Genomic DNA, 26504 nt, shown 5'->3' on the forward strand with positions numbered 1-26504 from the left:
GAAATCCAAAATCGTAAATCCAAATGACACTCCGTGCCGCAAAACTAAGTACATTTGCGCTTTGTTATTAATATACCATGGCTAAAGTTTCTATCAACCTGGCAACAGGCTCTATACAAAAAGAAGATATCATTGTCGGCATAGATCTGGGTACTACCAATTCGCTGGTGGCGTTTATCGATCCGGATAAAAACCCTAAGGTGATAAACGATACAGGCAAAGGTGTTTTAGTGCCGTCTGTGGTGCATTTTGGTGCAGCAGGCGATATTAAGGTAGGTAACGAAGCTAAAGAATGTTTAATAACCGACCCACAAAACACCGTGTTCTCGGTAAAACGTTTACTTGGCCGTTCTTACGCTGATGTGAAGAATTATCAAAACTTTTTTTCCTACAAAATAATTGATGATGATAGCGAAAGCCTGGTAAAAATAAAGGTTGGCGATAAGTTTTATACCCCTATAGAATTATCTGGACTTATATTAAAGGAATTAAAGGAACGCGCCGAGCACGCTTTAAAAACTCCTGTAAACCGCGCGGTAATAACCGTACCTGCCTATTTTAACGATTCGCAAAGACAAGCAACCCGCGATGCTGGTAAGCTCGCCGGCCTGGATGTACTGCGTATTGTAAACGAACCCACAGCGGCCAGTTTGGCCTATGGTATAGGTTTAGATCCTGAAGAAACTAAAACCGTTGCCGTTTATGATTTAGGGGGCGGTACTTTTGATGTATCTATACTGCAAATACAGAACGGTATTTTTGAAGTGTTATCTACCAATGGCGATACCTTTTTAGGAGGTGATGATTTTGACCGTGCCATTGCCGACTATTGGATAGAAAAAAACAATATCAACAAAGAAGAATTAGCCAATAACCGCGAGCTGACACAGGAGCTTAGGCTAAAAGCAGAGGAAGCCAAAAAAGCATTTGCGCACCAAAGCCTGTTTAACGAAAAGATAGGTGATATATGGTGCACCATAGACCGCAATACCTTTGAAGAACTTATACTACCCAAGGTACAGCAAACCATTACCAGTTGCCAAAACGCCTTAAAAGATGCTAAATTAACCATTGCCGATATTGATGAAGTGATAATGGTTGGGGGCAGCACACGTACCGCGCTGGTTAAAAAAATGGTATCGGAGTTTTTCGGTCGCCCGGTGCACGATAGTGTTAACCCTGATGAAGTGGTGGCGCTTGGTGCCGCTATACAGGCAGATGTGCTGGCAGGTAACCGCAGCGATATTTTATTGCTTGATGTTACCCCTTTATCCTTAGGTATCGAAACGATGGGTGGTTTAATGGATACTATTATCCCCCGCAATTCAAAAATACCAACTAAGGCCGGCCGGCAATACACCACCTCTAAAGATGGGCAGGTAAATATGAAGATAGCCGTTTACCAGGGTGAACGCGACCTGATAAGCGAGAACCGTAAACTGGCCGAATTTGAACTAAAGGGCATCCCGGCCATGCCGGCAGGCTTCCCTAAGGTAGATATCAACTTTATATTAAATGCCGACGGTATTTTAAAAATACAGGCCATTGAGCTACGATCAGGTGTTAAACAAGAAGTGGAAGTAAAACCTGCCTACGGCATTAACGACGACCTGGTAGAACAAATGCTGATGGATAGCATTACCCACGCTAAAGATGATGTGAACGCCCGTATGCTGATAGAAGCAAAAACCGAGGCCGAACAAATGATATATACCGTTGAACGCTTTTTAGAAAAGAACGGCTCGTTATTAAACGCTGATGAGATAACCGAAACGCATATACAGTTAGAAGCCTTAAAAGCCGCCTTAAGTACAGGTGATAAAGACCTTATACATGCCAAAATTGATACGTTAAACAACTATACCCGCCCCTTCGCCGAGCGTGTAATGGATATTGCCATAGGCACCGCCATGAAGGGTAAAACTATTGATTAGGTTTTGGGTTATTGGTGTGTTAAACTTAAAATTTCCGCAACTTGAAAAATAGCTTCCGCTCCATTCTGTTTTTAATTATTTTCGGCCTATCTGTAACTGCATCTGCACAAACTGTACAACAGGACACTACCCTTAAAGCCACCTTAGACACTGCCCGGTACGACTCGTTAATGACGCGTTTGGCCAATGGTGATAAAACAGGTAAATGGCCCGTAAAAAAGGCACCCTATCCCCTCCCAGGCGCCATTCTTCCTTTTAATCGTATAGTTGCTTACTATGGCAATATGTACTCTAAAAACATGGGTGTATTAGGCCAGTACGAGCCATCGGTAATGCGCGAAAAACTAAAGGCCGAAGTGAAGAACTGGGAAGCTGCCGACCCTGCTACACCGGTAAAGCCGGCCCTGCATTATATATGTGTAACCGCACAGGGCGATCCCGGCAAAAATGGCTTATATAATTTGCGCATGCCATTTAGCCAGATAGATAAGGTGTTGGAAATGGCTAAACCCATGGATGCCCTTGTGTTTTTAGATATACAGGTAGGCTTTAGCGATGTACAAACCGAATTGCCCAAATTAGAAAAGTATTTAAAAATGCCTAACGTACATTTCGGTATCGACCCTGAATTTTCTATGAAAGAAGGCAGTGTGCCGGGCAAGCGCATTGGTACGTTTGACGCTAAAGACATTAATTTTGTAAGCGAATACTTAGCTAACCTGGTTAAAAAATACAACCTGCCGCCAAAGGTATTTGTGGTGCACCGTTTTACTAAGCGCATGGTAACCAATTACCAGGATATTAAACTGCGTAAAGAGGTGCAATTTGTAATGGATATGGACGGCTGGGGCGGCCCCGATCTTAAAAAAGGCACCTACAAATACTTTGTCGCCGGCGAACCCGTACAGTTTACAGGCTTTAAGCTATTTTATAAAAACGACATTAAAAATGCACCTAACCGTATGCTTACACCAAAAGAGGTGCTGAGTTTGAAGCCTGCACCTATTTACATACAGTATCAGTAAATAAAAAAGGCCTGAAATTGGGCCTTTTTTATTTGATTCAGTTTTCCTTATAGTTTGCTAATTTCTTCCTGCTCTTTTAAAGCCGAGATATTGTTTTTGCTACTGTATTCATCTGTTTGATTAGCAAAATCCTCCAGTATGCTGGCTATCGTATCCAGGTTATCTGCAACACGCTGGTGCATGTCGGGCAAGTCTTTCTCCAGGCGTTTATCACCAAGGTCAATATTATCAACTTCTATTTTAGCTAATTTTTGAATTATAGCTTGCTGACTGTTCTTTAAATCTTCTAATTCATGGACAATCTTTGCCATCAATTCGTACTTTCTGATCTTATCCATAGTATCTTCTTATTTATATGCTTTATAACCAATTCAGTGCCAAATTGTTTAATATTTGGAATTATCATTTATAACTAATAATTTAGTTATATGAAATCTACTATCATCTTACTCCTATTTATAGGGTATTCGATTACTTGTTTATCGCAAGAAAAAGTTGACAACGCGGTATTATTAGATTACTACCAAAACCAGCGCTTCGCGGATGCATCAGATTATCTAAAGAAGATATATACCGAACCGGTTACCGATGTAAAGGCATTATCACAATTGGCGTATACTTCGCAAATGGCCGGCCGCCTTCCCGATGCCGAAGGTTATTACCAGCGCATATACGATGCAGATTCGACTAATAAGGGTGTACTATATAGCCTGGGTAGCATCAATCTCCGTCGGGGCAACATCACTAAGGCCGAAACTTATTATAAAAGGATAATTGCCAGCGACACCAGTAACTTTATAGTATACAAACAACTGGCGCAAATAAGCCATGATAAAAACAACATCGACGACAATATATATTACCTGCAAAAGGCTAATCTGCTTAACCCAGCCGAGCCAGATGTAGCATCGGACTTAAGCGATATATATGTTAATTTGAAGCTAACTACTCCGGCGGAGAAAGTTTTAAACCTGGCTATAGCTGCCGACCCTGAAAACATTGTGTTACTTAACAGCCTTATGAAACTGGAATACGCGCAAAAAAAATGGCCCGAAACTATTAACACCTGCCTTAAATTAATAGATAATGGTAATCAGTCGGGCCAGGTATTAATTAAATTGGGGGTAGCTTATTACAATACCAAAAATTACGAATGCAGTGTTGCTGCCTTTGCCGATATGGATGAAATTGCCCGTAACGAAACAAGCTATTATTATACTGCATTGGCTTACAAAGCGCTAAAAGATCAGCCTATGGGCATATTTAATTTAAACAAAGCAATTACCGAGGGTGTATCGCCAAATGTTGGGGCCTATTACGGCGAAATAGCCGATAGTAACGAAAAACTGTTTAAGTATAAAAAGGCGGTGTTGGCCTATCAAAAAAGTCTGCAGTTTAACGAGAGTGCCATGGTTTACTATTCGCTGGCTAATGTTTACGATACCAATTTAAATGATAAAAAAGCCGCTGTAAAATACTACAAGTTATACCTGGCAACCAAACCGTCTGTTAGCCAAAAGCCGTTTATAGATTATTCTAAAAGCCGTATAGCAATACTGCGCAGCCGTTAACGCTGCATAAGGCGGGCTACGTATTTGCCAATAATATCAAATTCCAGGTTTACCACCGATCCCTCGCGAACGTTATTCAAGTTGGTATGCTCGTAAGTATAAGGTATAATGGCTACTGAAAAGTAATTTACACCCGAGTTAACAACCGTTAAACTAATACCATTTACACATATCGATCCTTTTTCTACCGTAACATTTCCGGTTACAGCATCATATTCAAAGGTGTATTCCCAGCTGCCGTCAAGTTCAGTAAATTTTGTGCATATAGCTGTTTGGTCAACATGGCCCTGCACTATGTGCCCGTCTAAACGTGCGTTCATTTGCATGCAACGCTCCAGGTTTATAGGTTCGCCAACCTTAAGGTGGCCAAGGCTTGTTTTGTTAAGTGTTTCTTCAATAGCGGTAACCGTATGGCTATTATCATTTAACGCTATAACCGTTAAACAAACACCGTTATGCGCTACCGATTGGTCTATCTTTAGCTCATTAGCTATCGCAGACTCCACAGTGATGTGCAGGTTGCCCTGCTCCTGCCGCATATGGGTTATTTTACCTAAAGTTTCTATTATGCCTGTAAACATGTTGGCAAACATACATATTTTGAAAATTTAGCTTGTTATGCAAATATCACATTATGTATAGAAACAAAAAAAGCGATCTGGTAAACCAGATCGCTTTTTGATATTTCAAATATGTTTGTAATTAAGCTTGCAAAGTAGTTTCGCCTGTAAGCAGGTTAACTAAATAAGTTTTACCATCAAACGTTACAGTAGCTTTGTAACCTGTTAAGAAAGTGATAGTACCCGTAAAATTGAATGCGGTACCATCGTTTGTACCTGTACAATTAAATGTAGCGGCACCCGATTTGATAGTCATTTTATTACCATCAGCTTCTAACACAAGGCTGGTTAGTGTAAAGTTGTTTGTTTGTGATGATGACTCAGCTGCATTAGTTTTTGATTGTGATTGGATCAATGAATAATGGCTACCGTTAACGCTTAACTTTGTAAAGTCGGTACCTATTTTGGTTACAGTTAAAAACTCTTTTACTAAACGATTGTAAGTTTTTGCGGTGTTAAAACCAGCATTAACAATACTGTCTGACTGTGTGTAGCCATTAACTTTACTGGTGCTATCGCAATTGTAAACAAACCTGTAGTAACCGGTGTAAGTGTCTTTTACAGTATCGCCTTGGGTGCTTATCTCATTAACCGGAACTTCTTTGAATGTTCCGCAAAGATTATCGGCCAGGGTAGTTCTTTTTGTACCGATAGATGAGGTTGTTGCTCCGTTTTTGTTATTGAATGAAGTACTCAGCGATTGGTAAAGCGATACAGCTAACTGCGCGCCTATTTTAGTTTTATCTGCACCATTAGTAGAAGTGGCATCTTTTTTACAAGAAGAGTAAAAAGTTACTGTAGCTACAACAAGTGATAAAATAACTACTGATCTGAATTTTGAAATCATGAGTGTAATAAGATTAATTAGTTTGGTACCAAAAATACTCATTTATAGCTATTTACCTAACATTTTTAAAAAAAATTAGAAATTAATTTTCACTAAAAGAAAAACACAACCATTGGTTAGCAAATTTATGTTTCACTTAAAAAATTAGTTTTTACTTAAAACACGAGCTTAAATCCACCCTTTTATTCCTAAGGTCTTTGCCCCCTTCCATTACCGATTTAAGGTTGGCAAGATAAAATGTCCACCCGATTTGGCATTTAACCAGCAAGTTTTTCTCCGGGTCGCTTTCCTGCGGAATGTTCTCTTGTAGCAATTCAACAATGGTTAAACCATTGCGGGTGCTCAAGTTTACGGTAACTGTTGTGTTACCGGTAAAAGTAAATTTAATCTGGTCTCGCCCGTTTGCTTCCAGCACACTACCTTTTTCTATCACATCATTATGATAGCCGTGCCAGTACCAGGCATAAGTGTCTTCTTTCATTATTTGCTCTTCCGGCGCGCGTAAACGCTTGGGCACAGTAAAAAAATCAGCTTTGCGTAAAAACCATTTTTCCAGACCGGCTGGTGTAGCCCAGGCCATATATAAGCTGCGCATATCAATATTATAATCGCCGCATAACTTAAATTTTTTCCACCGGGTGTCTACCATAACCATAAAGGGGTTTATTTAGTAATTGTATAAAACTAACCAATATACTTTGTGTTTTGCTAATTTGCTTACAAATCATTTACTATGCCAAAGCAAAGCGCAGGGATATTATTATATCGTAAAACAAACAACCTTTTGCAGGTTTTACTTGTGCATCCCGGTGGCCCGTTTTTCAGAAATAAGGACCTTGGCTCGTGGTCTATCCCCAAAGGTGAATTTGATGACAGTGAAGACGCTTTAGCGGCAGCCCGACGCGAGTTTGAGGAAGAAACCGGACAAGCTATTGATGGAAATTTTCTTCCTCTTGCCCCTATTAAACAAAAAAGCGGTAAAACAGTATATGCCTGGGCAGTAGAGGGCGATATATCTTCACAGACTATTGTAAGTAACCTTTTTGAAATAGAATGGCCGCCAAAATCGGGCAAAAAAGTAAGCTTCCCTGAAATTGACCGCGCCGAATGGTTTGATATAGATACCGCGAAAATTAAAATAATAGCTGCACAGGCCGGTTTCATCAACGAGTTAGCCGGCCTTATGTAGTACTATTTAACGCCTGTTTTTAACCCAGTTTGATATTGGGGCAACACCTGTTTCAGCCATTGCTACTTTTGTGGAAGACAGCAATTTTTCCATTACAAGTGCGGCTATTAGCGCCTCGGTTTCATTCCCTCTTTGTAACACTTCAGGTGTAAAGTACTTTTTAACAAAGTGCGTATCAAAGTTACCTGAGGTAAATGCCTCGTGCCCCATTACAAAGCGGCCAAAGCCCAAGGTTGTAGTAATGCCAGTTATTTTATACTCGTCAATAGCGCGTATCATGCGCTCTATGGCCTCTGTCCTATCTTTACCATAGGTAATCAGCTTGGCTATCATGGGGTCGTAGTAGATGGGTATTTCCATGCCTTGCTCAAAGCCATCATCAACGCGCACACCCGGCCCTTTAGGGGTAATATAGGTTTGCAGGGTACCAATGTCTGGTAAAAAGTTATTGGCCGGGTCTTCGGCATATACCCGCAGTTCCATGGCGTGGCCACGTATCGTTAGATCTTCCTGTTTAAAGCTGATGGTTTCGCCGCGCGCTATTTGTATCTGCTCTTTTACAAGATCTATCCCGGTTATAAGCTCCGTCACCGGGTGCTCTACCTGCAGGCGGGTGTTCATCTCTAAAAAATAAAAGTTTAGCTGCTCATCCATTATAAACTCCACCGTGCCTGCGCCGGTGTAGTTAACAGACCGGGCGACGTCTACGGCACTTTTACCCATCAATTCCCTTATTTCGGGGGTAAGTACAGATGATGGTGCTTCCTCTACTACCTTTTGGTGCCTGCGCTGTACCGAGCAATCCCGCTCATAAAGGTGCACTATGTTGCCATGCGTATCACCTAAAACCTGTATCTCGATATGCCGTGGGGATGATACATAGCGTTCTATAAATACCGAGCCATCTCCAAATGCCGATGTAGCTTCGGATACGGCCAGATCCATTTGTTCTTCAAAATCGGCGGGGGAATCAACTATACGCATACCCTTACCACCACCACCCGCAGCGGCTTTTATCAGTATCGGAAAACCCACCTCAACGGCGCGTTGCTTAGCCTCGTTGACATCTGTTATAGCCTCTTCGGTGCCGGGCACCATGGGTATATTATACTTTAATGCAGCTGCCTTAGCCGATAGCTTGTTACCCATTATTTCCATGGCTTCAGGCGACGGACCTATCAATATCAGCCCTGCTTCGCGTACCTGCCTTGCAAAAGCGGCGTTCTCGCTCAGGAAGCCGTAGCCTGGGTGTATACCTTCTGCACCGGTTTGTTTACAGGCGGCAATGATCTTATCGCCAACCAGATACGATTGATTTGAAGGCGCCTCGCCAATAAACACAGCCTCATCGGCATAGCGCACATGCAGGGCATCGCGGTCGGCGGCGGAGTATACGGCTACCGTTTTAATACCCATTTCGCGGGCCGAGCGCATTACACGTAAGGCTATTTCGCCGCGGTTTGCTACCAGTATTTTTTGCATAATAACAAATGTAGCAGATTAGTTGAAAGGTAAAAACGGGCACGCTATTTTAGCAGTGCAATCGCATTAAAATAACAATAAACGGGATGATGTTTTGTTAAGGATGGTTTTAGCATCAAAAAATGGCTTTGCAGCGCGTATAGCCACAAAACTTTACACTTTTAGCTGTAAATTTTTACGTTTTTTTGTTGTTTACAACGGAGAATTTTCGTTTTTTTTCGCTACCCCTCACCCACTAATATAAAATATTTCTTCAATTAAAAAAGCTTTTTTTTTAATTCGTTGCTGTCCGCGCGGACAGACGGCTGCGGTAATCTCTCTGGTCGGAATCTAAAACATTGCAAATCCGGACCAACGAATTTGATGCTGTTACCGCTTCTCTTCTTTGCCCTTGTCTTTACGAATGATAAGATACAAGGCAAGTGCCGCGAATGCTATAATGATAACGAATGCTATTGGGGTTAACATATTTATATTGTTTGTTATTAACTTAAACAACAAATATTTTCTCCTGTTTTAAAAATGATCAGATAGTGAATCACTATCTCAATGGTCCGGATTTGTAATCTGCGAATGCTTATTTCTTTTCTGTGCCGTCGTAGTTATAATCTTCCAGTGTCCAGCCTATCATTACTTCTTTTACCCAGCTTAAAAAGTTGATATTGCATTCTTCAACATCATCAATGCTTTCGTATTCAAAATCCCATTGCCAAAATACCACGGGGCATTGGTCATCTTTTATTTTAGATAGGTTAAGGCAATAATGATTCCCCCTGCCATCCGGCGAAAATGGTAAAAAATGGGCGGGCATTTTATGCCCTACTTCAAAATGCTCAAACTTGTAAACAGCATCCAGGGAGGAGCCTTGTAAAGCTTCATCAATACCGTAAATTTCGACACCTGCTAACGAAATACCATTATGAACTGATAGCATGTACTTAAAATCAAGTGGAAGTTTCAGGTTGATATGACGCTCGAAATCCTCCAATCGGTTATCGGTAATGGGTGGCCCTAATAAAGCTATTTCGCTATCGAACTTGGTTAACTCCGCAATTATATGATCGCTATGCTTTATGATGTCTGCCATCTTATTCTTTTGACTCTGACAGGGTGTTTATGGCACCCCCCTCTAACCCCCAAACCCTACCCCACCAAACTTTCCGTCTCTATCTTTTTCTGCAACTCTAATATAGCACCTATAAGCGCTTCGGGGCGCGGGGGGCAGCCTTGTACGTATACATCAACAGGGATTACCCTGTCTACCCCTTTTACTACGTGGTAACCATGCTGCCAGTAAGGGCCGCCGCAATTAGAGCAGCTACCCATCGAGATAACATACTTTGGCTCGGGCATTTGCTCGTACAGGCGTTTAATGCGTTCGGCCATTTTAAAGGTAACGGTGCCGGCTATTATAATAACATCGGCCTGGCGCGGCGAAGGCCTTGGGAACACACCAAAACGGTCAAGGTCGTAAGTAGATGCCATCGAACCCATCATTTCTATCGCGCAGCAGGCAATACCAAAACTAACCGGCCATAATGATGACAGCCTTGCCCAGTTAAGCAGGTCGTTCATTTTGGTAACTACTACGCCACCACTCTCGTTTGTCAGATCAGGCGTCATTAGCAGGCTTTTTAAAGGATGGCTTAAACATGGGTTTCTTTATGGGAGTGGCGGTAGCAGTGGCATTATTAGTAGCAGTTGCAGTAGCGGTGGCAGGCATTTCTGCAACTTCTGTGCTGAACGCGCGCACTTTGTAATTGCTTTGCTCGTCGTTTAGTTTATTGTATAAATTTTGCGGGATAAAAGTATCGGTTTGCGGTATGGTAACGTTTGGCTTTATCCATTCCAGGTCGCCTTTGCGCCAAACGTAGGCAAGGCCAAGTATCAATATACCCAAAAACACAAACATTTCTGTTAACGATACCATTCCCCAGCGTTTATCTATCTGGGCTATATCTTTATTACCAAATACCGTTGCCCAGGGGAAAACAAATACCATTTCTACATCAAACAACAAAAACACCAATGCAATAACATAAAACCTGGAGTTAAAGGGAAGCCACGCGCTGCCGGTAGGTTCCTCGCCGCACTCGTAGGTGCTTTGCTTTTCGGCATTAGGGTTGTTTGGAGCTAAAATTCTATTAACGCCAAACAGCAGGCCTATAAAAACAATGCCTGTAATTAAAAAGATAAGTATCTTTCCAAATTCTGATATTTGCGCAACATCATTCATGACAGCAAATTTAACAAAACAATCAAACTTTGATGCTATAATTATCGGCGGCGGTGCCTGCGGACTGATGTGCGCGGTACAAGCCGGTTTTTTAGGCAAACAAACTTTGGTTTTAGAAAAAAACGACAAACCCGGTGCCAAAATATTAATTAGTGGCGGCGGCAGGTGCAATTATACCAACCTGTACACTACCCACAAGCAATTCATATCTCAAAACGAGCACTTTAGCCGCTCGGCATTGGCGCAATGGACCGTAGATGATACCATCACTTTTTTTGAGACCTACGGCATTGAAGGTAAAGAAAAAACACTGGGCCAGCTATTCCCGCTGAGTGACAAGGCTAAAGATGTGGTGAATATTTTTACAAATTTATGTGATGATTTGGGCCAGCCGATTTGGTGCAATAGCGAAGTTATAAGTGTTGAAAAGGTTGAAGGTGGTTTTAATGTGCGGGTTGATAAGGAAGGTAAGGAGCTGCTTTTAACTGCACCCAAAGTTGTTGTTGCCGCAGGTGGCCTGCCCATAGCTAAAATGGGTGCTACTGATTTTGGCCTGCGCACTGCGCGTAGTTTTGGCATGGCGGTTACAGAAACCTCGCCCGCCCTGGTGCCTTTAACCATTACCGGTAAAGACCAGCCCTGGTATGAGCAACTATCGGGCAATAGTATATTCTGCAGGGTGTGGAACGACCGCGCCAGTTTTGAAGAGAATATTTTGTTTACCCACTGGGGCCTAAGCGGACCAGCCATATTGCAAATATCATCGTACTGGAAACCCGGCGAACATATTTACATTGACCTATTGCCCGGTAAAGATATTATAGAATTGATATTACAGGAACGTGAGCAGAACGGTAAAAAAATGCTGCTGGCCTACCTTTCGGGCTTGTTTACCCGTAAGTTTGCCGAGGCACTGGTTGATTACATCCCCGCGGATAAAAACCTGGCATCGCTCACCAAAACCGAACTGGAAGACATCAGCGCCTTACTGCACGAGTTTAAGGTGAAACCCGCAGGCACCAAAGGCTACGACAAAGCCGAAGTAATGACCGGCGGTGTTGATACTAACGAGCTATCATCCAAAACGCTGGAAGCTAAGAAAGTGCCCGGCCTGTTTTTTGGCGGGGAGTGCGTTGATGTTACCGGCTGGCTGGGTGGCTATAATTTTCAATGGGCCTGGGCAAGCGGCTTTGTAATAGCGCAAGGGTTGTAATTTCCGCGCGTCACTTTAGAACGAAGAAGGAGGAGAACTACAGCTAAGCTTGCTCATTAGCCGCTTGTATAAGATCTCTCGTAGCTACGCTCACTCTATATAACAAGTTAAAAAAAGGATGTCATTTCGAACGACGAAGGAGGAGAAATCTTATACGCCATGCATCGGTACACGATTGTTCAATCCCCTATCTCTTTATTTAGAAAATTCCATTCCGGATTGGTTGAGGCGATTAAATTTTCCTTTTTTTCACGCCGCCATTTTTTAATCTCCTTTTCGCGCTCTATTGCATGTTCAATATTCGAAAAATGTTCGTAATAGATCAGGTAATGACAGTAATATTTGCCGGTGAATGTTCTACTATTCCCGCGGCCTTCTATGTGTTCATATAATCTTCTATTCAAATCATTTGTTACGCCAATGTACAATACAGTTTTTTCCGCATTGGTTGTAATGTAAACATAGAAGTTATAGTTCCACATAAATAATAATCGCACTAAGCTTGCTCATTAGTCGCTCGTATAAGATCTCTCGTCGCTACGCTCGCTCGAGATGACATACTCAATAAAAACACCTACATCCACATAAACGGATCACCGGATGCAATGTGGGTTATTTTAACACCAGGGAGTTTAGGGGTTAACCAATCTACAAAGTACTCCATCCCCGGCTCCTCGCTTACTGCATGGCCAAGTACTATTAAAGCTATCTTGCGGCCCTGCATGTTGGCATCGCGTATAAATTCGGCAGTTTCCCATTCCGATAGTTCGCCTATTATTAAAACATCGGGCTTGTCATTTATTACCGCCGTCATATGCCACTTAACACCGGCCGCGCCAGGTATTAGGGCTATATTTGAGCAGCTTTGTTGCAAATTACCTATTACCCTCACATGGGCTATTTTTAGTGTTGTTTTTAAATGCTGCACCACTTGCTGTAAGCTAACAGGCGGAATAACTACCTTAGTGTCGCCCTTATAATATGGCAGCCAGCCAGCCTTTTTAAGCACACCATAGCCCACTACATCCGGGTTTATAGAGTGTATATAATCGTGGCAGCGCCAAACGGTTATTTTATATTTAGCCAGCAGGTCGGCCTTTTGTTGCACAACTGGGTTATCTTTCACCACGTCTTTATTATCGGTATGGTTATAAAAGGTTGGTTCGTGCGCTATAATAAAGTTGGCACCCAACTTGTTCGCCTGCTCTATAACCGCGGTTGTGGCAAACATGGTGGTAACAATACCCGTAACTATTTGGTCGGCACTGCCACTTTTTAGGGTATCAACCGTGCCGGGTATAGGCGTTAACTTACCCTCTTTTAATACAATATCTATTATTTGCTGCACGGTATATTGCTCGTACGGATACAATACCCCTCCCTTTACAAATGATGGCACCATGCTTAGCAAGGCCAAACCACCGGTAGCTTTGGTGGTATTAACGATGAATTTTCTTCTGTTTAACATGTTATAAATTGGTTTTAAACAAGCTGAGCACCAATTTACAAAATTGATGCTCAGCAAATACATTAAGTGATGTCTTTTTTATTCGCGGCCACCCGATGGCGGAGGTGTTGGCGGCGTACCACCTTGCGATGGTGGCGGGCCTTCGCCTGGTTTAGCTCCCGGCGGCGGGCCACCCGGGCCACCAGATGCCTTCACCACTTCGGGGTGCGATGTACCGCGATGGCAGCTATTGCAATTAACACCGCTTTCCATCAGCATACCGTCGGGGCCTTTTTTGGCGCCAAAATATTTTTTATTGATCTTGTTCATCATCTGGAACATGTGGCGCGCCATTTCCTTTTCGGGTTTGGCATCGCTTACAAAGTCCATTTTTTTAGTATCCTCGTTACGCACATGGCAAAAACTACAGCGTGCACCTAAGGCATGCTCCCATTCTTCCATTACATCATGCAATTGTTCTTTCGAGATGTTTTTAGGCAAAACCTTAAGGTTTTTAAATCCTTCGTCATCATCTTTAGGTTGGGCAGGTGCCATGGCCATAATGCCTATTACACCTAACAGGGCCGCTACGGCAAATAATTTTTTATTAATGGTCATAAGGTTATTTAAGATAACTAAGCTAATTTAAAAAAACTAAAACTCCAATAGGTGTCAACAATATTACAAATCAACTTAAAAATGGCTCAACTAAGCTCATGCTTAACTCCCAAAGTTTGTTACGCCCATCTTCGCTGGCAGCAGCTGCCGATGTGCCCTTAACCTCGCGATTTTTAAAATACTTGCCGCTTTTGGCATCAACACGGCCTGCGGTTGCCAGGTAAACAGTGGTTTTTGCCCCTTCTTCTGCCGATATCATAAATGGCCGCATCAGCCACATCAACATTTTGCCCATCCCCACAAGTTGAGCGCCAAAGCCTGTATTCACCAGGCCGGGGTGCAGTGCAAATGAGGTAACGCCCTTAGGGCCATACTTTATAGCAAGCGACCGGGTGAAAAATATATTGAACAGCTTGGCTGTACCATAAGCGGTAAAGGCAGAATATGCCCTGTTTTTCCATTTCAGATCTTTGAAGTTGGGCTTGCCTATTTTATGCGCGTCAGAACTTACGTTGATTATACGTGTCTGCCCGCGCTCTAACACCGGCAACAGGTTTTGCACCAGTAAAAAATGCCCTAAGTGGTTTACGGCAAAGGTCATTTCAAAGCCGTCTTTACTTTCTTCGTAATTAGTAAATATGCCACCGGCATTATTAATAAGTACATTAATGGCCAGCAAACTACCCTTAAGTAATTCGGCAGCTGTTTGCACGCTTTTTAGGTCGGCAAGGTCGCATTCTACCACGTAAATGCTTTTATTTTTTGTATGCTCAATAATATACGCTTTAAGCTCTTCGCCTTTGGCGGTATTGCGCACCAGCAGGTAAATAGCATGCCCCTTTTGTGCAAGGGCCAATGCTGTTTCTTTTCCGATACCGGATGTTGCACCGGTAATAACTGTAGTAGTGATAGGCATTTTAGCTTGGGTTTAACACATTATTAGCTCACATCAAAACTAATACATTTTTAACCCCATGCAAATGCAAAGGCTAAATTAACCTGAGCGAAAACCTTGTGCCTGTGGCAATTAGCTTTTTATTTTTTTGTTTAAATAAACCAAGCAGTATCTAATAAAATTTAAATTTTAGATAATAACACCTCTGCCTTACTCTACGCCTTCTTAGTGTTCACTGTAGTTAATGGCAACATACATTAACAAACCGCTTACATCACCAAGGGTAAATTTTTTTGTAAAAAAATGTTAAATAATTTGGTTTATTACGAACACATCGTATATTTACGAAATATTCGTAGAAAGATATGGAAAAACTATCCCAACAAGAAGAAGAAGCTATGCAGGCCGTATGGCAGGCCGGCACCGGTTTTATTAAAGATTTTCTTGATCAGCTTAACGAGCCTAAGCCGCCCTACACTACCCTTGCATCAACCGTTAAAAACCTGGAGCGCAAAGGCTTTGTAAGTAGCGAAAAAATGGGCAACTCGTACCGCTACACCCCTGCTATTAATGAGGAAGAATATAAAAAACGCTTTATGAGCGGTTTTGTAAGCGACTATTTTAAAAACTCGTATAAAGACCTGGTTACCTTTTTTGCCAACGAAAAAAAGATAAGCGCGGTTGAGTTGAAAGAGATCATACAACTGATAGAAAAACCTTAATACTTACCATTATGCCAGCTTTATTTGTTTTTTTATTTAAAGTAAACATTGCCCTGCTGCTATTTTGTGCGGGCTACTACCTGGTATTGCGCCACCTTACCTTTTACACGCTTAACCGCGTTTATTTGGTAACCGCAATTATATTTTCTACCCTGTACCCTAACATAGACCTGACCGGTTTTGCCCAAAAGCATGTGGCTATAGCCAAGCCTGTGCAAACGGTGGCTATATATTGGCAAGCACCCGCGCAAACACTTATAAAACCCTTAGCACATCCTAACTATTGGTATTGGGCGAGTGTGGTTTTTTGGGCAGGTGCCGCTTTATTGGGTATAAGATTATTGGTGCAGCTATTTTCGCTGTATAAACTATACCGCGGTTCAAAGCCCGGCACTGTAAATAACCACCAGGTGAGGTTAATTAATGGCGAAGCCGCTCCTTTTTCGTTTTGGAGAAGTATTTATGTAAACCCGGCCAACCATACCCCTACCGACCTTGAAGCTATTTTACAGCACGAACAGGTGCACGTGAATGGCTTGCACACTGTTGATATCTTGTTAGCCGAACTGAGCAGCATTTTTTACTGGTTTAACCCCGGTATATGGCTGATGAAAAAGGCCGTGCGCGAAAACATTGAATTTATAACCGACCGTAAAATACTGAACAAAGGTTTTGATACTAAAACATACCAATACAGCCTGGTTAATGTGAGCTTTAACAGCAACACGCCCGGCATAGTTAATCACTTTAATATATCAACCATTAAAAAACGTATAATTATGATGAACGCTAAAAGATCTTCGAGGTTTACCTTAACACGCTATGTGTTTGTGGTACCTGCAGTTGTTGCGCTGCTATTGGTTTTCACGCTTACCAAGGCCAGTGTAACCAAACCTATCAACGTTAAATTAAACAGCATGGTAAAACCGGTAAGCGTGCAAATTACCAGGGCCATGCAACCTGTAACCGCCGCTATAAAAACAGCTGCTACCTCTTTTAAAACTGCAATTACCATACAACCCGATACTGTACCCGATAAGCCCGAAAAGTTAAAGATAGTTGCAGATATGAAAGTGGAGATAGATTCGGTAAGGAAAGCTAATATTAACAAAGCACGCGGTACGGTTACTATTACCACCAATAATAACCTGAACATAAACAGCATGGATTCGGCAAATTTTGTGGTGAATGGCGTTAAAACAAAACCGTCGGACTTTAAAAACGTGAACCCGCAAAATATCGAAGCCATTAACATTGTATCTGCCGATGCGCTTGATGGTATACTGGGCCCGGATAGAGACCTTAGGTTTGATAACAATAACAAAGTTGTATTTGTAACTACCAAAGACTCTGAGGCCGGCAAAAAATTGCTTAAAAAATTAGGCACCAACAGGCAGCTAACCAACCTAAGGGTAATAAAAGATGGCGTGCCGCAAAGCATCAACGGTACCGATATAGCCATATTTGGCAAAGGCAGCGGCGGCAGCGCAAGCAGTATAAGCGGCACAGGCGTAGCCCGCAATAACGGCACGGTGACAGTGACAAATTATGCAAACCCTAAACTTTTCCGTACCGATAGTGGGCTTAGGTTTAAAAATGGTGTTGGACTACAACTCGATAAGAATATAACTGACAACACAGGCTTAGCACAGGTAGAAGTATTTGAACGCCCGGCTACCTTAAATAAACTTAACAACCAGGTGCATTTTATAAACTCAAATGGCAATGTAAACCGCATATCAGATAAGTTGATCATTATCGATGGCAAAGAGGCAACCGAAAAGGAATTAAAGAAAATATCAGCCTTTGATATCGACCGCATGGATATACAATCCAACAGCGATACCATCAAAAAATACGGCGATAAGGCTAAATATGGTGTGGTTTACATTTACACTAAAAAAGGCAAGTAAGGCTTTTCAGATCAGTTAATAGTTTCAATCTAACCTAAGTTAGGGCAAGGTTGGTCGGGGGCACCCGGTCGGCCTTAGCTTGTTTTAAAGGGCTGTAGCAATTAACTTGCTTTTTCCAGTTTCTCATTTTCTAATAAATTTAATAATGCCCTTTCGGCTATATTAAGCTCAGCAGCTTTAATATCCTTATCCTCGTTTAGCTCGTTAATGTATTTAAAAATGGTGCCCTCTTCGTAGCTTTTTATTACCGTTGGGTGCACGTAATATTTTTTACAAACAGTGCGGGTGTTCCCCAGGTTTATAGCTACTTCATCTAACACGCTCACAATTTTTCTGCGGCATTCGGTAATATTATTAAACTCACCGGCTTCTTTAAAGGCATACAGCGCACTTACACTACCTGCCCAGGTGCGGAAATCTTTGGCAGTAAAATCTTCGCCGGTAATATTTTTTAAGTAAGTATTGATATCGCCTGACCCTATAGTGCAATGCTCCCCGTTTTGGTTGTAATACTGAAAAAGCTCTTTACCCGGTATATCGCGGCACTGCTTAACCAGCCGCGCCAGTTTTTTACTTTGCAGGGCTATTTTATGCATCACGCCTTTTTTGCCTTTAAACTCAAATTTTAGCGTCGTCCCGTCAATTTTTACGTGCCTGTCCATTAAAGTTGTTAAGCCAAACGATCCATACAGCTTTTTATAGGATTCGTTACCTACCCGTATGCTGGTGAGTTCCATTAGCCTAACCACAAGGGCCACCACTTTCTCGTAATCTAAATTATGGCGGGCAAGGTCTTTATCTACCTGCTGGCGTATAGCAGGCAAATGCGCCGCAAAGGTTTGCAGGCGGTGATACTTTGATTGATTGCGAATTTGGTTCCAGTAAGGGTGATAACGGTATTGCTTGCGCCCGGCAGCATCGGTACCGGTAAATTGTAAATGGCCGTTATCATACGGCGATATCCACACATTGGTGTACGCTGGCGGTATAACTAAGCTGTTAAACCGTTTAATAAGTTCTTTATCCTTAACTAAATTACCTTCGGTATCATAGTAACTCCAGCCTTTACCCGATCTTTTACGCGTATAACCGGGCGTAGAATCTGATACGTAGCGCAGACCTACAGCTTTTGCAGTTATCTTAGGGTCGCGGCCAATTTTTTCGAGTTTTTTTAGGAGTCGGTTCATTTGATTTGAACAACATTAAATTAACTCAAAGGTTTTATCCTAAGTATAAAGTCTTTAGCCCGAAGTCTTAAGTCGGATAGTGGCAGCCCCGGACTTTAGACTTTATACTTCGGACTAAAGACTTTTAAGCGTTGCCACAACGTACTCCACCTGATCGGAGTGTACATCCAAATGCGTTACAAAACGGATTCGGTTGGGGCCGGTATCGCTGGCTTTAATGCCTTTATCGGCTAATTTGTGTAATACTGCGGCAGTAGGTTCAATGGTGTCAAATAAAACAATATTGGTTTCAACAGGCATAACACTGCTTACCCAGTTGCATTTGCCTAATTCTTCGCCTAATATAGCGGCATGGGCATGGTCTACTTTCAAACGTTCAACATGGTGGTCGAGCGCGTAAATGCCTGCCGCAGCCAAAAAGCCTGCCTGGCGCATACCGCCGCCAAATACTTTGCGTAAACGGCGAGCCTTTTTAATGGTGGCTTTATCGCCCAGTAAAACCGAGCCGACGGGTGCACCCAAGCCTTTCGACAGGCAAACCGATATACCATTAAAGTATTTGCCATACTCTTTGGCGCTATCGCCGGTGTGGGCAAGGGCGTTAAAAATGCGGGCACCATCTAAATGTAATATCAGATCTTTATCGTGGCATAGCTGGGCTATGGGTTTTATTTGGTTAATAGTGTAACAAGCCCCGCCGCCTTTGTTCACCGTATTTTCCAGCACTACTAAGCTGGTATGGGGGTAGTGTATATTTTCGGCGTTTATTTCCGGCTCTATCATTTCGGGGGTAAGTATGCCCCGGTAACCATTAAGCAAGCGGGTAGATACGCCCGAATTAAAGGCAATTCCCCCACCCTCGTAACGGTATACATGCGCGGTTTGGTCGGCAATCAGTTCATCAAGTGGCTGGGTAAAGCATTTAATGGCTATCTGGTTGGTCATGGTGCCTGATGGGCAGAATATCCCGGCCTCCATGCCGAATATATCAGCCGTTTTTTGTTCCAGTGCGTTAACGGTTTCGTCTTCGCCAAAAACATCATCGCCTACTTTGGCACTCCACATGGCCTCCAGCATGCCGGGGGTAGGTTTGGTTACGGTATCGCTGCGCAGGTCAACAGTTATCATATATTAAATAAGTAAAAAATGCGTTATTTGTATTTTAATTATGCGCCCAATTTTAATCATTTTATTTTTTATGCTGACGTTTGTATCGGCAAAATCGCAAAAATGGCAACCCGGCTATTTTACCGATGTTAAAGGTGTTAAAACAACCGGCTTTATACACCCCAATCCCGGCGGTAGTGGCCCTATTAAAAACGAGGGCTTTATTGAGTTTAAAGAAGACGAAAAAGCAAAACCCTATGCATTAAGCACCAGCGACCTGCAATCTTTTGTGGTTGGTAAAGACAGCTTTGTAGTAGCACACGCCCCCGGTAACGAAACCTGGGCCAAAAAGGACCTTGACTTTGTGCGCGTGGTGGTTAACCAGGATGTAAAAATATATGCCACCCGTGGCGCAGGCAGTGGTGGTGGCAGCGGTATACACGTATCGCCGGGTGTAGGCTTAAGCACCGGCGGTGGCTACGGTACCGGCTTTGGCGGTGGCTTGGGTATATCTTTCGGCGGTGGCGGCAATGGTGGTAAAAAAGCTAAAATGAGCTATTATTACGGCAGCAGCACCGCCAGCATGCAGCACCTTACCAACGAGAATTTTATTGAAGTAATGGCCGATGTGATGGGAGACGAACCCGAGGTGGTTGACCATATACGAGCCGGAAAATACAATATAAACAGCATGGATAAGTTGGTGGCCTATTTTAATAAAGTGCAGGCCTTGCGTAAATAGCAGTAAATATTTGTTATTGATATTTCTTTTGATCCATTTGCTTAACCTTCCAGTAATAAACCTGTGCTTGTGACGACCAAAAGATTAATAGCCCCTTTGATTTTCATGACGATAAGCATTGCGATATTTGCAGTTGCACTAATAATGCCCTGTTTTGATACACGGGCTGAAGACGGGGACACTGGTCAAGGCTTACTTTGTTTAATATCAGGTGCCTTCGGCTTTTTTTCTTCGTTCACTGGATTTATTTGGGTTGCTAATCCGGCACTTTTATTTTCATGGATCTATATTCGCAAAGACTCATGGTTGTCGTTATCTGCAAGTAGCATTGCTTTGTTTATAGGACTATTATTTCTAAAATGTACCGAAATGACAGTCAACGAAGGGGGCGGCACTTCTTATATCACTGGTTATCGAATCGGTTACTGGATATGGCTAAGCAGCATGATGATCATGGTTATAGGCAATGTATATTCCTACTTGTTTATCAAGCCTATTCCAAGACAAGAAAAATTCGACATGGAGAAAGCTATTAAAGAATATAATCAACGCGAAGCCGGTCAAACTAAAGTTTAGCATTAATGGCTGGTAACTTGGCACTGGCGGAAAAACACCAATTACTTTTTTAAAACTTTTAGCTATGCCGTCTGTCCTGTTATACAGTAACAGCTGATTGCTATGGCCGAAAAAGACCCCGTAAAAGATACCCCTACCGAAAAAGAACTCACCTTTATAGAAAAAGTATGGCATACAGTTGCCATTGTGGCGCTGTTGGTAGTTGCCATACTAATTGCCCGTGTTGCTTTTAATGTGCTATTGATGGTACTTGCCGGCTCGCTTATAGCGGTTTACTTTCATGGCTTAGGCGATATTATTGAACGCCGCACCAAATGGAGCCGCAGGCTATGCATGGTTATTTCTGTAGCCGGGTCTTTTGTAATTTTAGGTATGCTGCTGTGGTTTATGGGCACCAAAATACAAAGCCAGGTGGCGGTGTTAAGCGAAAGCCTGCCCAACACTATAAATACCGCCAAAGCAAAACTGGCCGAAACGCCCATAGGCCAAAAAGTATTAGACTATTTTGCCGGCGACAATACCGAAACAATGATGGTTACCGCTCAAAAATTTTTTAGCACCAGTTTTGGGGTATTGGGCAACATCTATCTGATATTATTTTTAGGAATATTTTTTACGGCAAGCCCCTCGCTGTATAAGGATGGAATAGTAAAGCTTTTCCCCAACCGAAACAAGCCGCTGGCTAAACAAGTAATAGACCGCACCAGCCTGTCGCTTAAAGGCTGGCTTAAGGGAATGATGCTATCGATGGTTTTGATCACCTTTATGATATCTACCGGGCTAAGCATTATTGGCATACCTGTAGCCTTGGTGTTAGGTCTTTTAACAGGCCTTTTAAAGCTTATACCCAACTTTGGCTCGCTGGTGGCAATGATACCCGGCGTCCTGCTGGCCTTAACCATAGGGCCTAATACAGCTATTATAACCGCCTTGCTTTACATGCTATCGCAAACAATAGTAAGCAATATTGTAACACCACTTATTCAAAAAAAGATGATAGATATACCGCCGGCCCTAACCATCATCAGCCAGGTAATTATGGGTACCGTATCGGGTGTGCTGGGCATTATATTAGCGGTGCCATTGCTGGCCATCATTATTATATTGGTGGATGAGCTGTATGTAAAAAAGATAAATCCTGATAGCGCGCCGCTGGCACATAAACGGGTTTTAGATAGCGATTAATGGGGTGTTATTTAACAGTGTAGTGGTATACCTGCCTGCCAATATTGCCTTTATCGTCCATCCCCTCTACCACCACGCGATAATTACCTTTACCGGCGTTATAATAAGTAAAAGATGCATTGCCCTTATCATCAGTAAGCAGGTCAGGCTTCCAGTAAATGGTTGAGCGTATATCCACAGGATTATCCTGTGGGTGCTCATATTTGGGAGAGTAAAACTCCCGGGCCCTGTAAAAGCCACTTACGGTGATGGGTAAAATACCAGTGGAGGTGATGTAACGTGGATTCACTCCGTATTTTATAGTGAATATAATGGCAGGCGCAAGTGGATTCCTTATAATATCAACACTCTCTACCTGATCGGGGTTGATTGAATTTATATTAAACCCTAACTCCATTTCTATATCATTGACAATAATTTTGACTTTTACCCCAGGCAAACCTGGTTGAGTTAATTCCGGAATATACAGGTTAGGTTCACGAGTTGGTACAAGCCTCATTCCTCGTAATAAAGGCATTAATTTAAAAATTAACAGCCCGTTTTCACCTATCTCTTCCGCGGGTATAGTTTGATCGGCGGGACCATATCTGCTGGTTACTTTTGGGGTGTACCTTTTGCTGCTTTTTATAGTTACTTCTTTAAGCACGCGCCCTTTTAAGTGGCCAAGTGCGCTTAGCTGTTTGTTGTTATTTTGCGCATAGGTTTGTACTAAAACATTTGCCGTGGTATCCTGCAGTATAAGTGGGTTAATAGCAGGCATGCCTTCATCTTTGTTATAACTTAGCTTGGTACCGTTTTTGCCTTTACTGCTAACCGCTTGCAGTATAAATTTAGCCGTATCGGTAAATATCAGGTTGGTAAATTTAAAGTCGCCTTTGTTGTTTGTTGTCTCGCTTAACATGCCGCCTTTTTGGGGTATAAGGGATATAGTGCCTTTATCAAGTGGTTTATCATATAAGTTGCGTGCGTTTCCGTTTACTTGCAAAGCTTTTTCGGGCTGGTAAGCTATTGCAGCGGGTTCATTGTTCAAGATTTGTTTCCATTCAAATCTCCTGTAACCGTGGGTAAGCATCACCAGGTCCAGGTCATGTTTAACAAGCTCTGTAGCGTTAGTAAAATAATAATTAGGTTGCTCAATGTAGCCTTTCAAGTCAGCTGTGAGCAATAACTCCGTTAAAATAGTATGCTCGCTGCTTTTGTTTACGGGTATCTTATCTTCATCCATAACCGATACCGAAAAGCTGCCCTTTGCCGGTAGCCCTGCGCGGGTAGTAGCGTTTAAATTAATATCTATCTTTTCCTGCGGATTGTAAACTAACTTATCGCTGTTAACTTTTAGACTTAACTGGTCGTATTTCTGCACAAATATCAACCGCTCGCCCAATGGCTCGTTATCAGCCGAAAACAGCGTGATGGTTGCTATACCAGTATTTAAGCGCCTTTTCATGATGTAAAGGTTTGTAACAGCGCTATCCAAACTGTATTTAACTGATGTAGCTTTGCCACCGGAGTATATTACAAGTGTATAGTCTTTATTGCGATTAGCGGCTAAATAAGCAGCGTTGGCCTTTATGCTTACCGTTGCCTGCGCTATCGAATCGTTGTTTACAGATAGCACCAATCCGCTTGATTGTATAGCAGGCATATCAACCAGGCTATGCTGCCCATTGGCGTAAGTTAAAATAGCGCGGTAGGTTTTATGTTCGGCGGGGGTAAAATAAAAGCCGCCCATGCCTAAGTGCGACGATGTAAATTTGGCCACCTGCCTGTTATCATCATCGGTTATTACACCCTTTACATCCAACCCCAAACCATTGCCGCCAATTGCCTTAAAAGCTACAAAAGAGTTAACGCCAGCCACTAAATTACCACCTTCGGGAAAGAAAGTGATATCGGCTTGTCCTGCCCGCTGCATATTGCTGTTTGGTATCGTCCGGTTTCCTCCTATGGGTATAATTCGCTCAAAAAAGGTCGGGTCAGCATCATTACGCATCCACTGGGTATAGGCCCTTATGCGGTAGTTACCCATATATACGGTGTCAGGTAAATCAAAATCACCCCAGGCTACGCCATTGATCAGCTGTAGTTTTATCGACTTATCTATTTTATTAAGCGGATTTATAAGATCGACATGCAGCACCCCGCTTATTGTAGACGGTTGGTGACGTTCGCCCATGGTAACATAGGCTTTAAAGTATATGGTATCGCTGGCTGCATAATAAGGTTTATCAAAATGCAGATATGCTTTTTCCGTTGCAGGCAGGTTAAGCAGTGCCTTAAATATGGGGGTGTTTGCTTTTATAGCTGAGGTATCTGATTGCGCAATAGCAATAGTTATGGGTAATAACCAAACAAATAACAATAAGGATTTTTTGCGCATAAAGCGGCCGGTTATAATTGTTGTATAAATATACCAATAACCACAAATAAAAAAAGCCTGTCGGGCGACAGGCTTTTACTTTATACTTTCGACTTAATTACTGCCCTTGCGCCAGGGTATAACCAATTTTGCCGTCAAACTTCATCAGGAACTCAACCGAGCACACTTTAAAATCCTCCGACAGGTCGGCAGCTATGTGCAATATTTCTTTTTGGGTAATGGTAGTGCCGTCCTTTTTCTCAAAACGAATGCGGTATTCGTTCACCAATTCGGTAAATATCGATCCGGTTGGCCACACCTGCGTACCACGGTTTGATATCATCACCAACTGAAAGTTATCGGTTTGTTTGCGTTGTGCAAGTTCGGCCAATTCGTTTGGCTGTTTGCTCGATTCTACAAACACATCCACCCCTACCATTTCTTCGGTAGTAGTAGTGCTGGTAACGGTTAGTTTATTTTTAAGCGGATGGTCGTGGTTAGCTTTAACTTCCATGTCCGGCTGGCCAATAACCGCGCCTTTAGCAGGTATGCGGCCTAAGTTGCCTATCACCGCATCAGCAAAACCTTCGGTATTGGCGGCTGCTGTAGCTTTATCGCCGAAATCGCCTGTGTGTATGCCTTGCTCTAAGGTGTAAAGTAAAGCGTTCTCGATATTGGCAGCGGCAGTAGTAAAACCTAAATAGCGCAGCATTAATATACCCGATAGCAATAAAGCGGTAGGGTTAGCAATACCACGGCCTGCAATATCAGGCGCGGTACCATGTACGGCTTCAAATATGGATATGTTATCGCCAATGTTGGCCGATGGTGCAAAGCCCAGGCCGCCTACTAAACCGGCACAAAGGTCAGATACGATATCGCCCTGCAGGTTGGTTAATACAATAGCCTGGAACATTTCGGGCCTCGATACCAGCTTCATGCACAAATCATCTACAATAATATCTGATGATTCGATATCCGGGTATTCTTTGGCTATCTCTTTAAAAGTCTCTAAAAACAAACCATCGGTTAGTTTCATGATGTTGGCTTTATGCCCGCAAGCCAGCTTGGTGTAGCCCTTGCGGCGTGCCATTTCAAAAGCGTAGCGTATTACCTGCGCGCTGCCCGGCCGGGTAATAATACGGCGGCCAACAGCAACATCGTTGGTTAGCAAGTGCTCGATGCCGCCGTAAGTATCTTCAATATTTTCGCGAACGATGGTTAAGTTAATAGGTATACCTGCTTTTGAAAAAACAGTATCAACCCCATTTAACGACCTAAAATCGCGTTGGTTAGCATAGGTGTTCCAAACTTTACGTGCGGTTACATTTATACTTTTTACACCCTTGCCTTTCGGGGTTTCCATAGGGCCCTTAAATAATAGGCCAAGGCGTTCGATGGTTTCTTTTGCCTGCGCGGTCATGCCGGTGGAGTGGCCTGCATCAAAGTAAGATTTCCCCATTTCTACATACTCATAATCGAGCTGTACATTTGCGGCTTCAAATATGCGAAGGACGGCGGCCATTATCTCGGGCCCTATACCGTCGCCTTTGGCAACTGCTATCTTTGTTTTCATATAAATAGTTGTGGTAGGTAAAAAACGGTGCAAAGGTAGGGTTTTTAAGCCTCTTTTTAC

26 protein-coding genes are annotated in these 26504 nt (G+C 42.6%); 10 read left to right on the plus strand and 16 right to left on the minus strand.

Annotated features, from left to right (window positions below; translation table 11 throughout):
- Window positions 1-77 precede the first annotated feature (77 nt).
- Entirely contained in the window at window positions 78-1934 is a 1857-nt protein-coding gene (hscA, locus tag FFF34_007000; protein ID TSD67135.1) for a Fe-S protein assembly chaperone HscA, read from the plus strand.
- A 41-nt stretch (window positions 1935-1975) separates the two neighbouring features.
- A complete protein-coding gene (locus FFF34_007005) occupies window positions 1976-2959 on the plus strand; it encodes a hypothetical protein (GenBank protein TSD67136.1) in 984 nt (327 codons plus the stop codon).
- A 47-nt stretch (window positions 2960-3006) separates the two neighbouring features.
- Here the strand turns inward: FFF34_007005 and FFF34_007010 are convergent, their stop codons facing one another.
- Window positions 3007-3297, minus strand: a complete 291-nt coding sequence (locus tag FFF34_007010) for a hypothetical protein (GenBank protein ID TSD67137.1) — start codon at window positions 3295-3297, stop codon at window positions 3007-3009.
- 90 nt (window positions 3298-3387) lie between these two features.
- Between FFF34_007010 and FFF34_007015 the strand changes: the two genes are divergently transcribed.
- On the plus strand, window positions 3388-4530 hold the full coding sequence (locus FFF34_007015; protein ID TSD67138.1) for a tetratricopeptide repeat protein: 1143 nt from the start codon (window positions 3388-3390) through the stop codon (window positions 4528-4530).
- Here FFF34_007015 and FFF34_007020 read toward each other — a convergent pair.
- The 3 genes from FFF34_007020 to FFF34_007030 all read right to left on the minus strand — a co-directional run bounded on the left by FFF34_007020 (window position 4527) and on the right by FFF34_007030 (window position 6652).
- On the minus strand, window positions 4527-5111 hold the full coding sequence (locus FFF34_007020) for a riboflavin synthase (protein ID TSD67139.1): 585 nt from the start codon (window positions 5109-5111) through the stop codon (window positions 4527-4529). The two genes, FFF34_007015 and FFF34_007020, sit on opposite strands and share 4 nt — an antisense overlap.
- Before the next feature lie 121 nt (window positions 5112-5232).
- Complete coding sequence (locus FFF34_007025; GenBank protein TSD67140.1) at window positions 5233-5997, minus strand: hypothetical protein; 765 nt, start codon at window positions 5995-5997, stop codon at window positions 5233-5235.
- Between the two features lie 151 nt (window positions 5998-6148).
- Window positions 6149-6652, minus strand: coding sequence for an SRPBCC domain-containing protein (locus FFF34_007030; protein ID TSD67141.1), 504 nt, complete (start codon window positions 6650-6652; stop codon window positions 6149-6151).
- Between the two features lie 78 nt (window positions 6653-6730).
- On the opposite strand from FFF34_007030, the gene FFF34_007035 reads away from it, so the two are divergent.
- Entirely contained in the window at window positions 6731-7186 is a 456-nt protein-coding gene (locus tag FFF34_007035) for an NUDIX domain-containing protein (protein TSD67142.1), read from the plus strand.
- Window positions 7187-7192: 6 nt separating this feature from the next.
- On the opposite strand, the gene accC is transcribed toward FFF34_007035, so the two are convergent.
- The 4 genes from accC to FFF34_007055 all read right to left on the minus strand — a co-directional run bounded on the left by accC (window position 7193) and on the right by FFF34_007055 (window position 10904).
- Window positions 7193-8668: an acetyl-CoA carboxylase biotin carboxylase subunit gene (accC, locus tag FFF34_007040; protein TSD67143.1), complete on the minus strand. Its 1476-nt coding sequence runs from the start codon at window positions 8666-8668 to the stop codon at window positions 7193-7195.
- 577 nt (window positions 8669-9245) lie between these two features.
- Complete coding sequence (locus FFF34_007045) at window positions 9246-9755, minus strand: SMI1/KNR4 family protein (protein ID TSD67144.1); 510 nt, start codon at window positions 9753-9755, stop codon at window positions 9246-9248.
- 56 nt (window positions 9756-9811) lie between these two features.
- Window positions 9812-10291 carry an NADH-quinone oxidoreductase subunit B gene (locus FFF34_007050; protein TSD67145.1) on the minus strand — a complete coding sequence of 160 codons (480 nt, stop codon included), beginning with the start codon at window positions 10289-10291 and terminating at the stop codon, window positions 9812-9814.
- The gene (locus FFF34_007055) at window positions 10281-10904 is read right to left on the minus strand and encodes an NADH-quinone oxidoreductase subunit A (protein TSD67146.1); all 624 of its coding nucleotides are present in this window, start codon (window positions 10902-10904) and stop codon (window positions 10281-10283) included. Before FFF34_007055 ends, FFF34_007050 begins: the two co-directional genes overlap by 11 nt.
- Here FFF34_007055 and FFF34_007060 point away from each other — a divergent pair.
- Window positions 10903-12117 carry an NAD(P)/FAD-dependent oxidoreductase gene (locus tag FFF34_007060; protein ID TSD67147.1) on the plus strand — a complete coding sequence of 405 codons (1215 nt, stop codon included), beginning with the start codon at window positions 10903-10905 and terminating at the stop codon, window positions 12115-12117. The two genes, FFF34_007055 and FFF34_007060, sit on opposite strands and share 2 nt — an antisense overlap.
- 179 nt (window positions 12118-12296) lie before the next feature.
- Here the strand turns inward: FFF34_007060 and FFF34_007065 are convergent, their stop codons facing one another.
- From FFF34_007065 to FFF34_007080, 4 genes are all read right to left on the minus strand, one after another.
- The gene (locus FFF34_007065) at window positions 12297-12599 is read right to left on the minus strand and encodes a GIY-YIG nuclease family protein (protein ID TSD67148.1); all 303 of its coding nucleotides are present in this window, start codon (window positions 12597-12599) and stop codon (window positions 12297-12299) included.
- Window positions 12600-12691: 92 nt separating this feature from the next.
- Complete coding sequence (locus FFF34_007070) at window positions 12692-13585, minus strand: hypothetical protein (GenBank protein ID TSD67149.1); 894 nt, start codon at window positions 13583-13585, stop codon at window positions 12692-12694.
- A gap of 78 nt (window positions 13586-13663) precedes the next feature.
- Complete coding sequence (locus FFF34_007075) at window positions 13664-14182, minus strand: c-type cytochrome (protein ID TSD67150.1); 519 nt, start codon at window positions 14180-14182, stop codon at window positions 13664-13666.
- A gap of 70 nt (window positions 14183-14252) precedes the next feature.
- Complete coding sequence (locus FFF34_007080; protein ID TSD67151.1) at window positions 14253-15098, minus strand: SDR family oxidoreductase; 846 nt, start codon at window positions 15096-15098, stop codon at window positions 14253-14255.
- A gap of 344 nt (window positions 15099-15442) precedes the next feature.
- Between FFF34_007080 and FFF34_007085 the strand changes: the two genes are divergently transcribed.
- The gene (locus FFF34_007085) at window positions 15443-15799 is read left to right on the plus strand and encodes a BlaI/MecI/CopY family transcriptional regulator (protein TSD67152.1); all 357 of its coding nucleotides are present in this window, start codon (window positions 15443-15445) and stop codon (window positions 15797-15799) included.
- Window positions 15800-15810: 11 nt separating this feature from the next.
- The gene (locus tag FFF34_007090; GenBank protein ID TSD67153.1) at window positions 15811-17712 is read left to right on the plus strand and encodes a M56 family metallopeptidase; all 1902 of its coding nucleotides are present in this window, start codon (window positions 15811-15813) and stop codon (window positions 17710-17712) included.
- A gap of 101 nt (window positions 17713-17813) precedes the next feature.
- Here FFF34_007090 and FFF34_007095 read toward each other — a convergent pair whose 3' ends face one another.
- On the minus strand, window positions 17814-18899 hold the full coding sequence (locus tag FFF34_007095; GenBank protein ID TSD67154.1) for a DNA topoisomerase IB: 1086 nt from the start codon (window positions 18897-18899) through the stop codon (window positions 17814-17816).
- A gap of 114 nt (window positions 18900-19013) precedes the next feature.
- Complete coding sequence (locus tag FFF34_007100; GenBank protein ID TSD67155.1) at window positions 19014-20027, minus strand: aminotransferase class I/II-fold pyridoxal phosphate-dependent enzyme; 1014 nt, start codon at window positions 20025-20027, stop codon at window positions 19014-19016.
- A 40-nt stretch (window positions 20028-20067) separates the two neighbouring features.
- On the opposite strand from FFF34_007100, the gene FFF34_007105 reads away from it, so the two are divergent.
- The 3 genes from FFF34_007105 (at window position 20068) to FFF34_007115 (ending at window position 22509) form a co-directional block, all read left to right on the plus strand.
- Window positions 20068-20748: a hypothetical protein gene (locus FFF34_007105; GenBank protein ID TSD67156.1), complete on the plus strand. Its 681-nt coding sequence runs from the start codon at window positions 20068-20070 to the stop codon at window positions 20746-20748.
- 105 nt (window positions 20749-20853) lie between these two features.
- Window positions 20854-21324: a hypothetical protein gene (locus FFF34_007110; protein TSD67157.1), complete on the plus strand. Its 471-nt coding sequence runs from the start codon at window positions 20854-20856 to the stop codon at window positions 21322-21324.
- 102 nt (window positions 21325-21426) lie between these two features.
- Window positions 21427-22509 carry an AI-2E family transporter gene (locus FFF34_007115; GenBank protein ID TSD67158.1) on the plus strand — a complete coding sequence of 361 codons (1083 nt, stop codon included), beginning with the start codon at window positions 21427-21429 and terminating at the stop codon, window positions 22507-22509.
- 7 nt (window positions 22510-22516) lie between these two features.
- On the opposite strand, the gene FFF34_007120 is transcribed toward FFF34_007115, so the two are convergent.
- Both FFF34_007120 and FFF34_007125 read right to left on the minus strand, forming a co-directional pair.
- Entirely contained in the window at window positions 22517-24889 is a 2373-nt protein-coding gene (locus FFF34_007120) for a hypothetical protein (protein ID TSD67159.1), read from the minus strand.
- Window positions 24890-24986: 97 nt separating this feature from the next.
- Complete coding sequence (locus FFF34_007125; GenBank protein TSD67160.1) at window positions 24987-26444, minus strand: NADP-dependent isocitrate dehydrogenase; 1458 nt, start codon at window positions 26442-26444, stop codon at window positions 24987-24989.
- Window positions 26445-26504: the final 60 nt, after the last annotated feature.

Source organism: Inquilinus sp. KBS0705 (genome assembly GCA_005938025.2).
In the GTDB taxonomy this organism is placed as follows: domain Bacteria; phylum Bacteroidota; class Bacteroidia; order Sphingobacteriales; family Sphingobacteriaceae; genus Mucilaginibacter.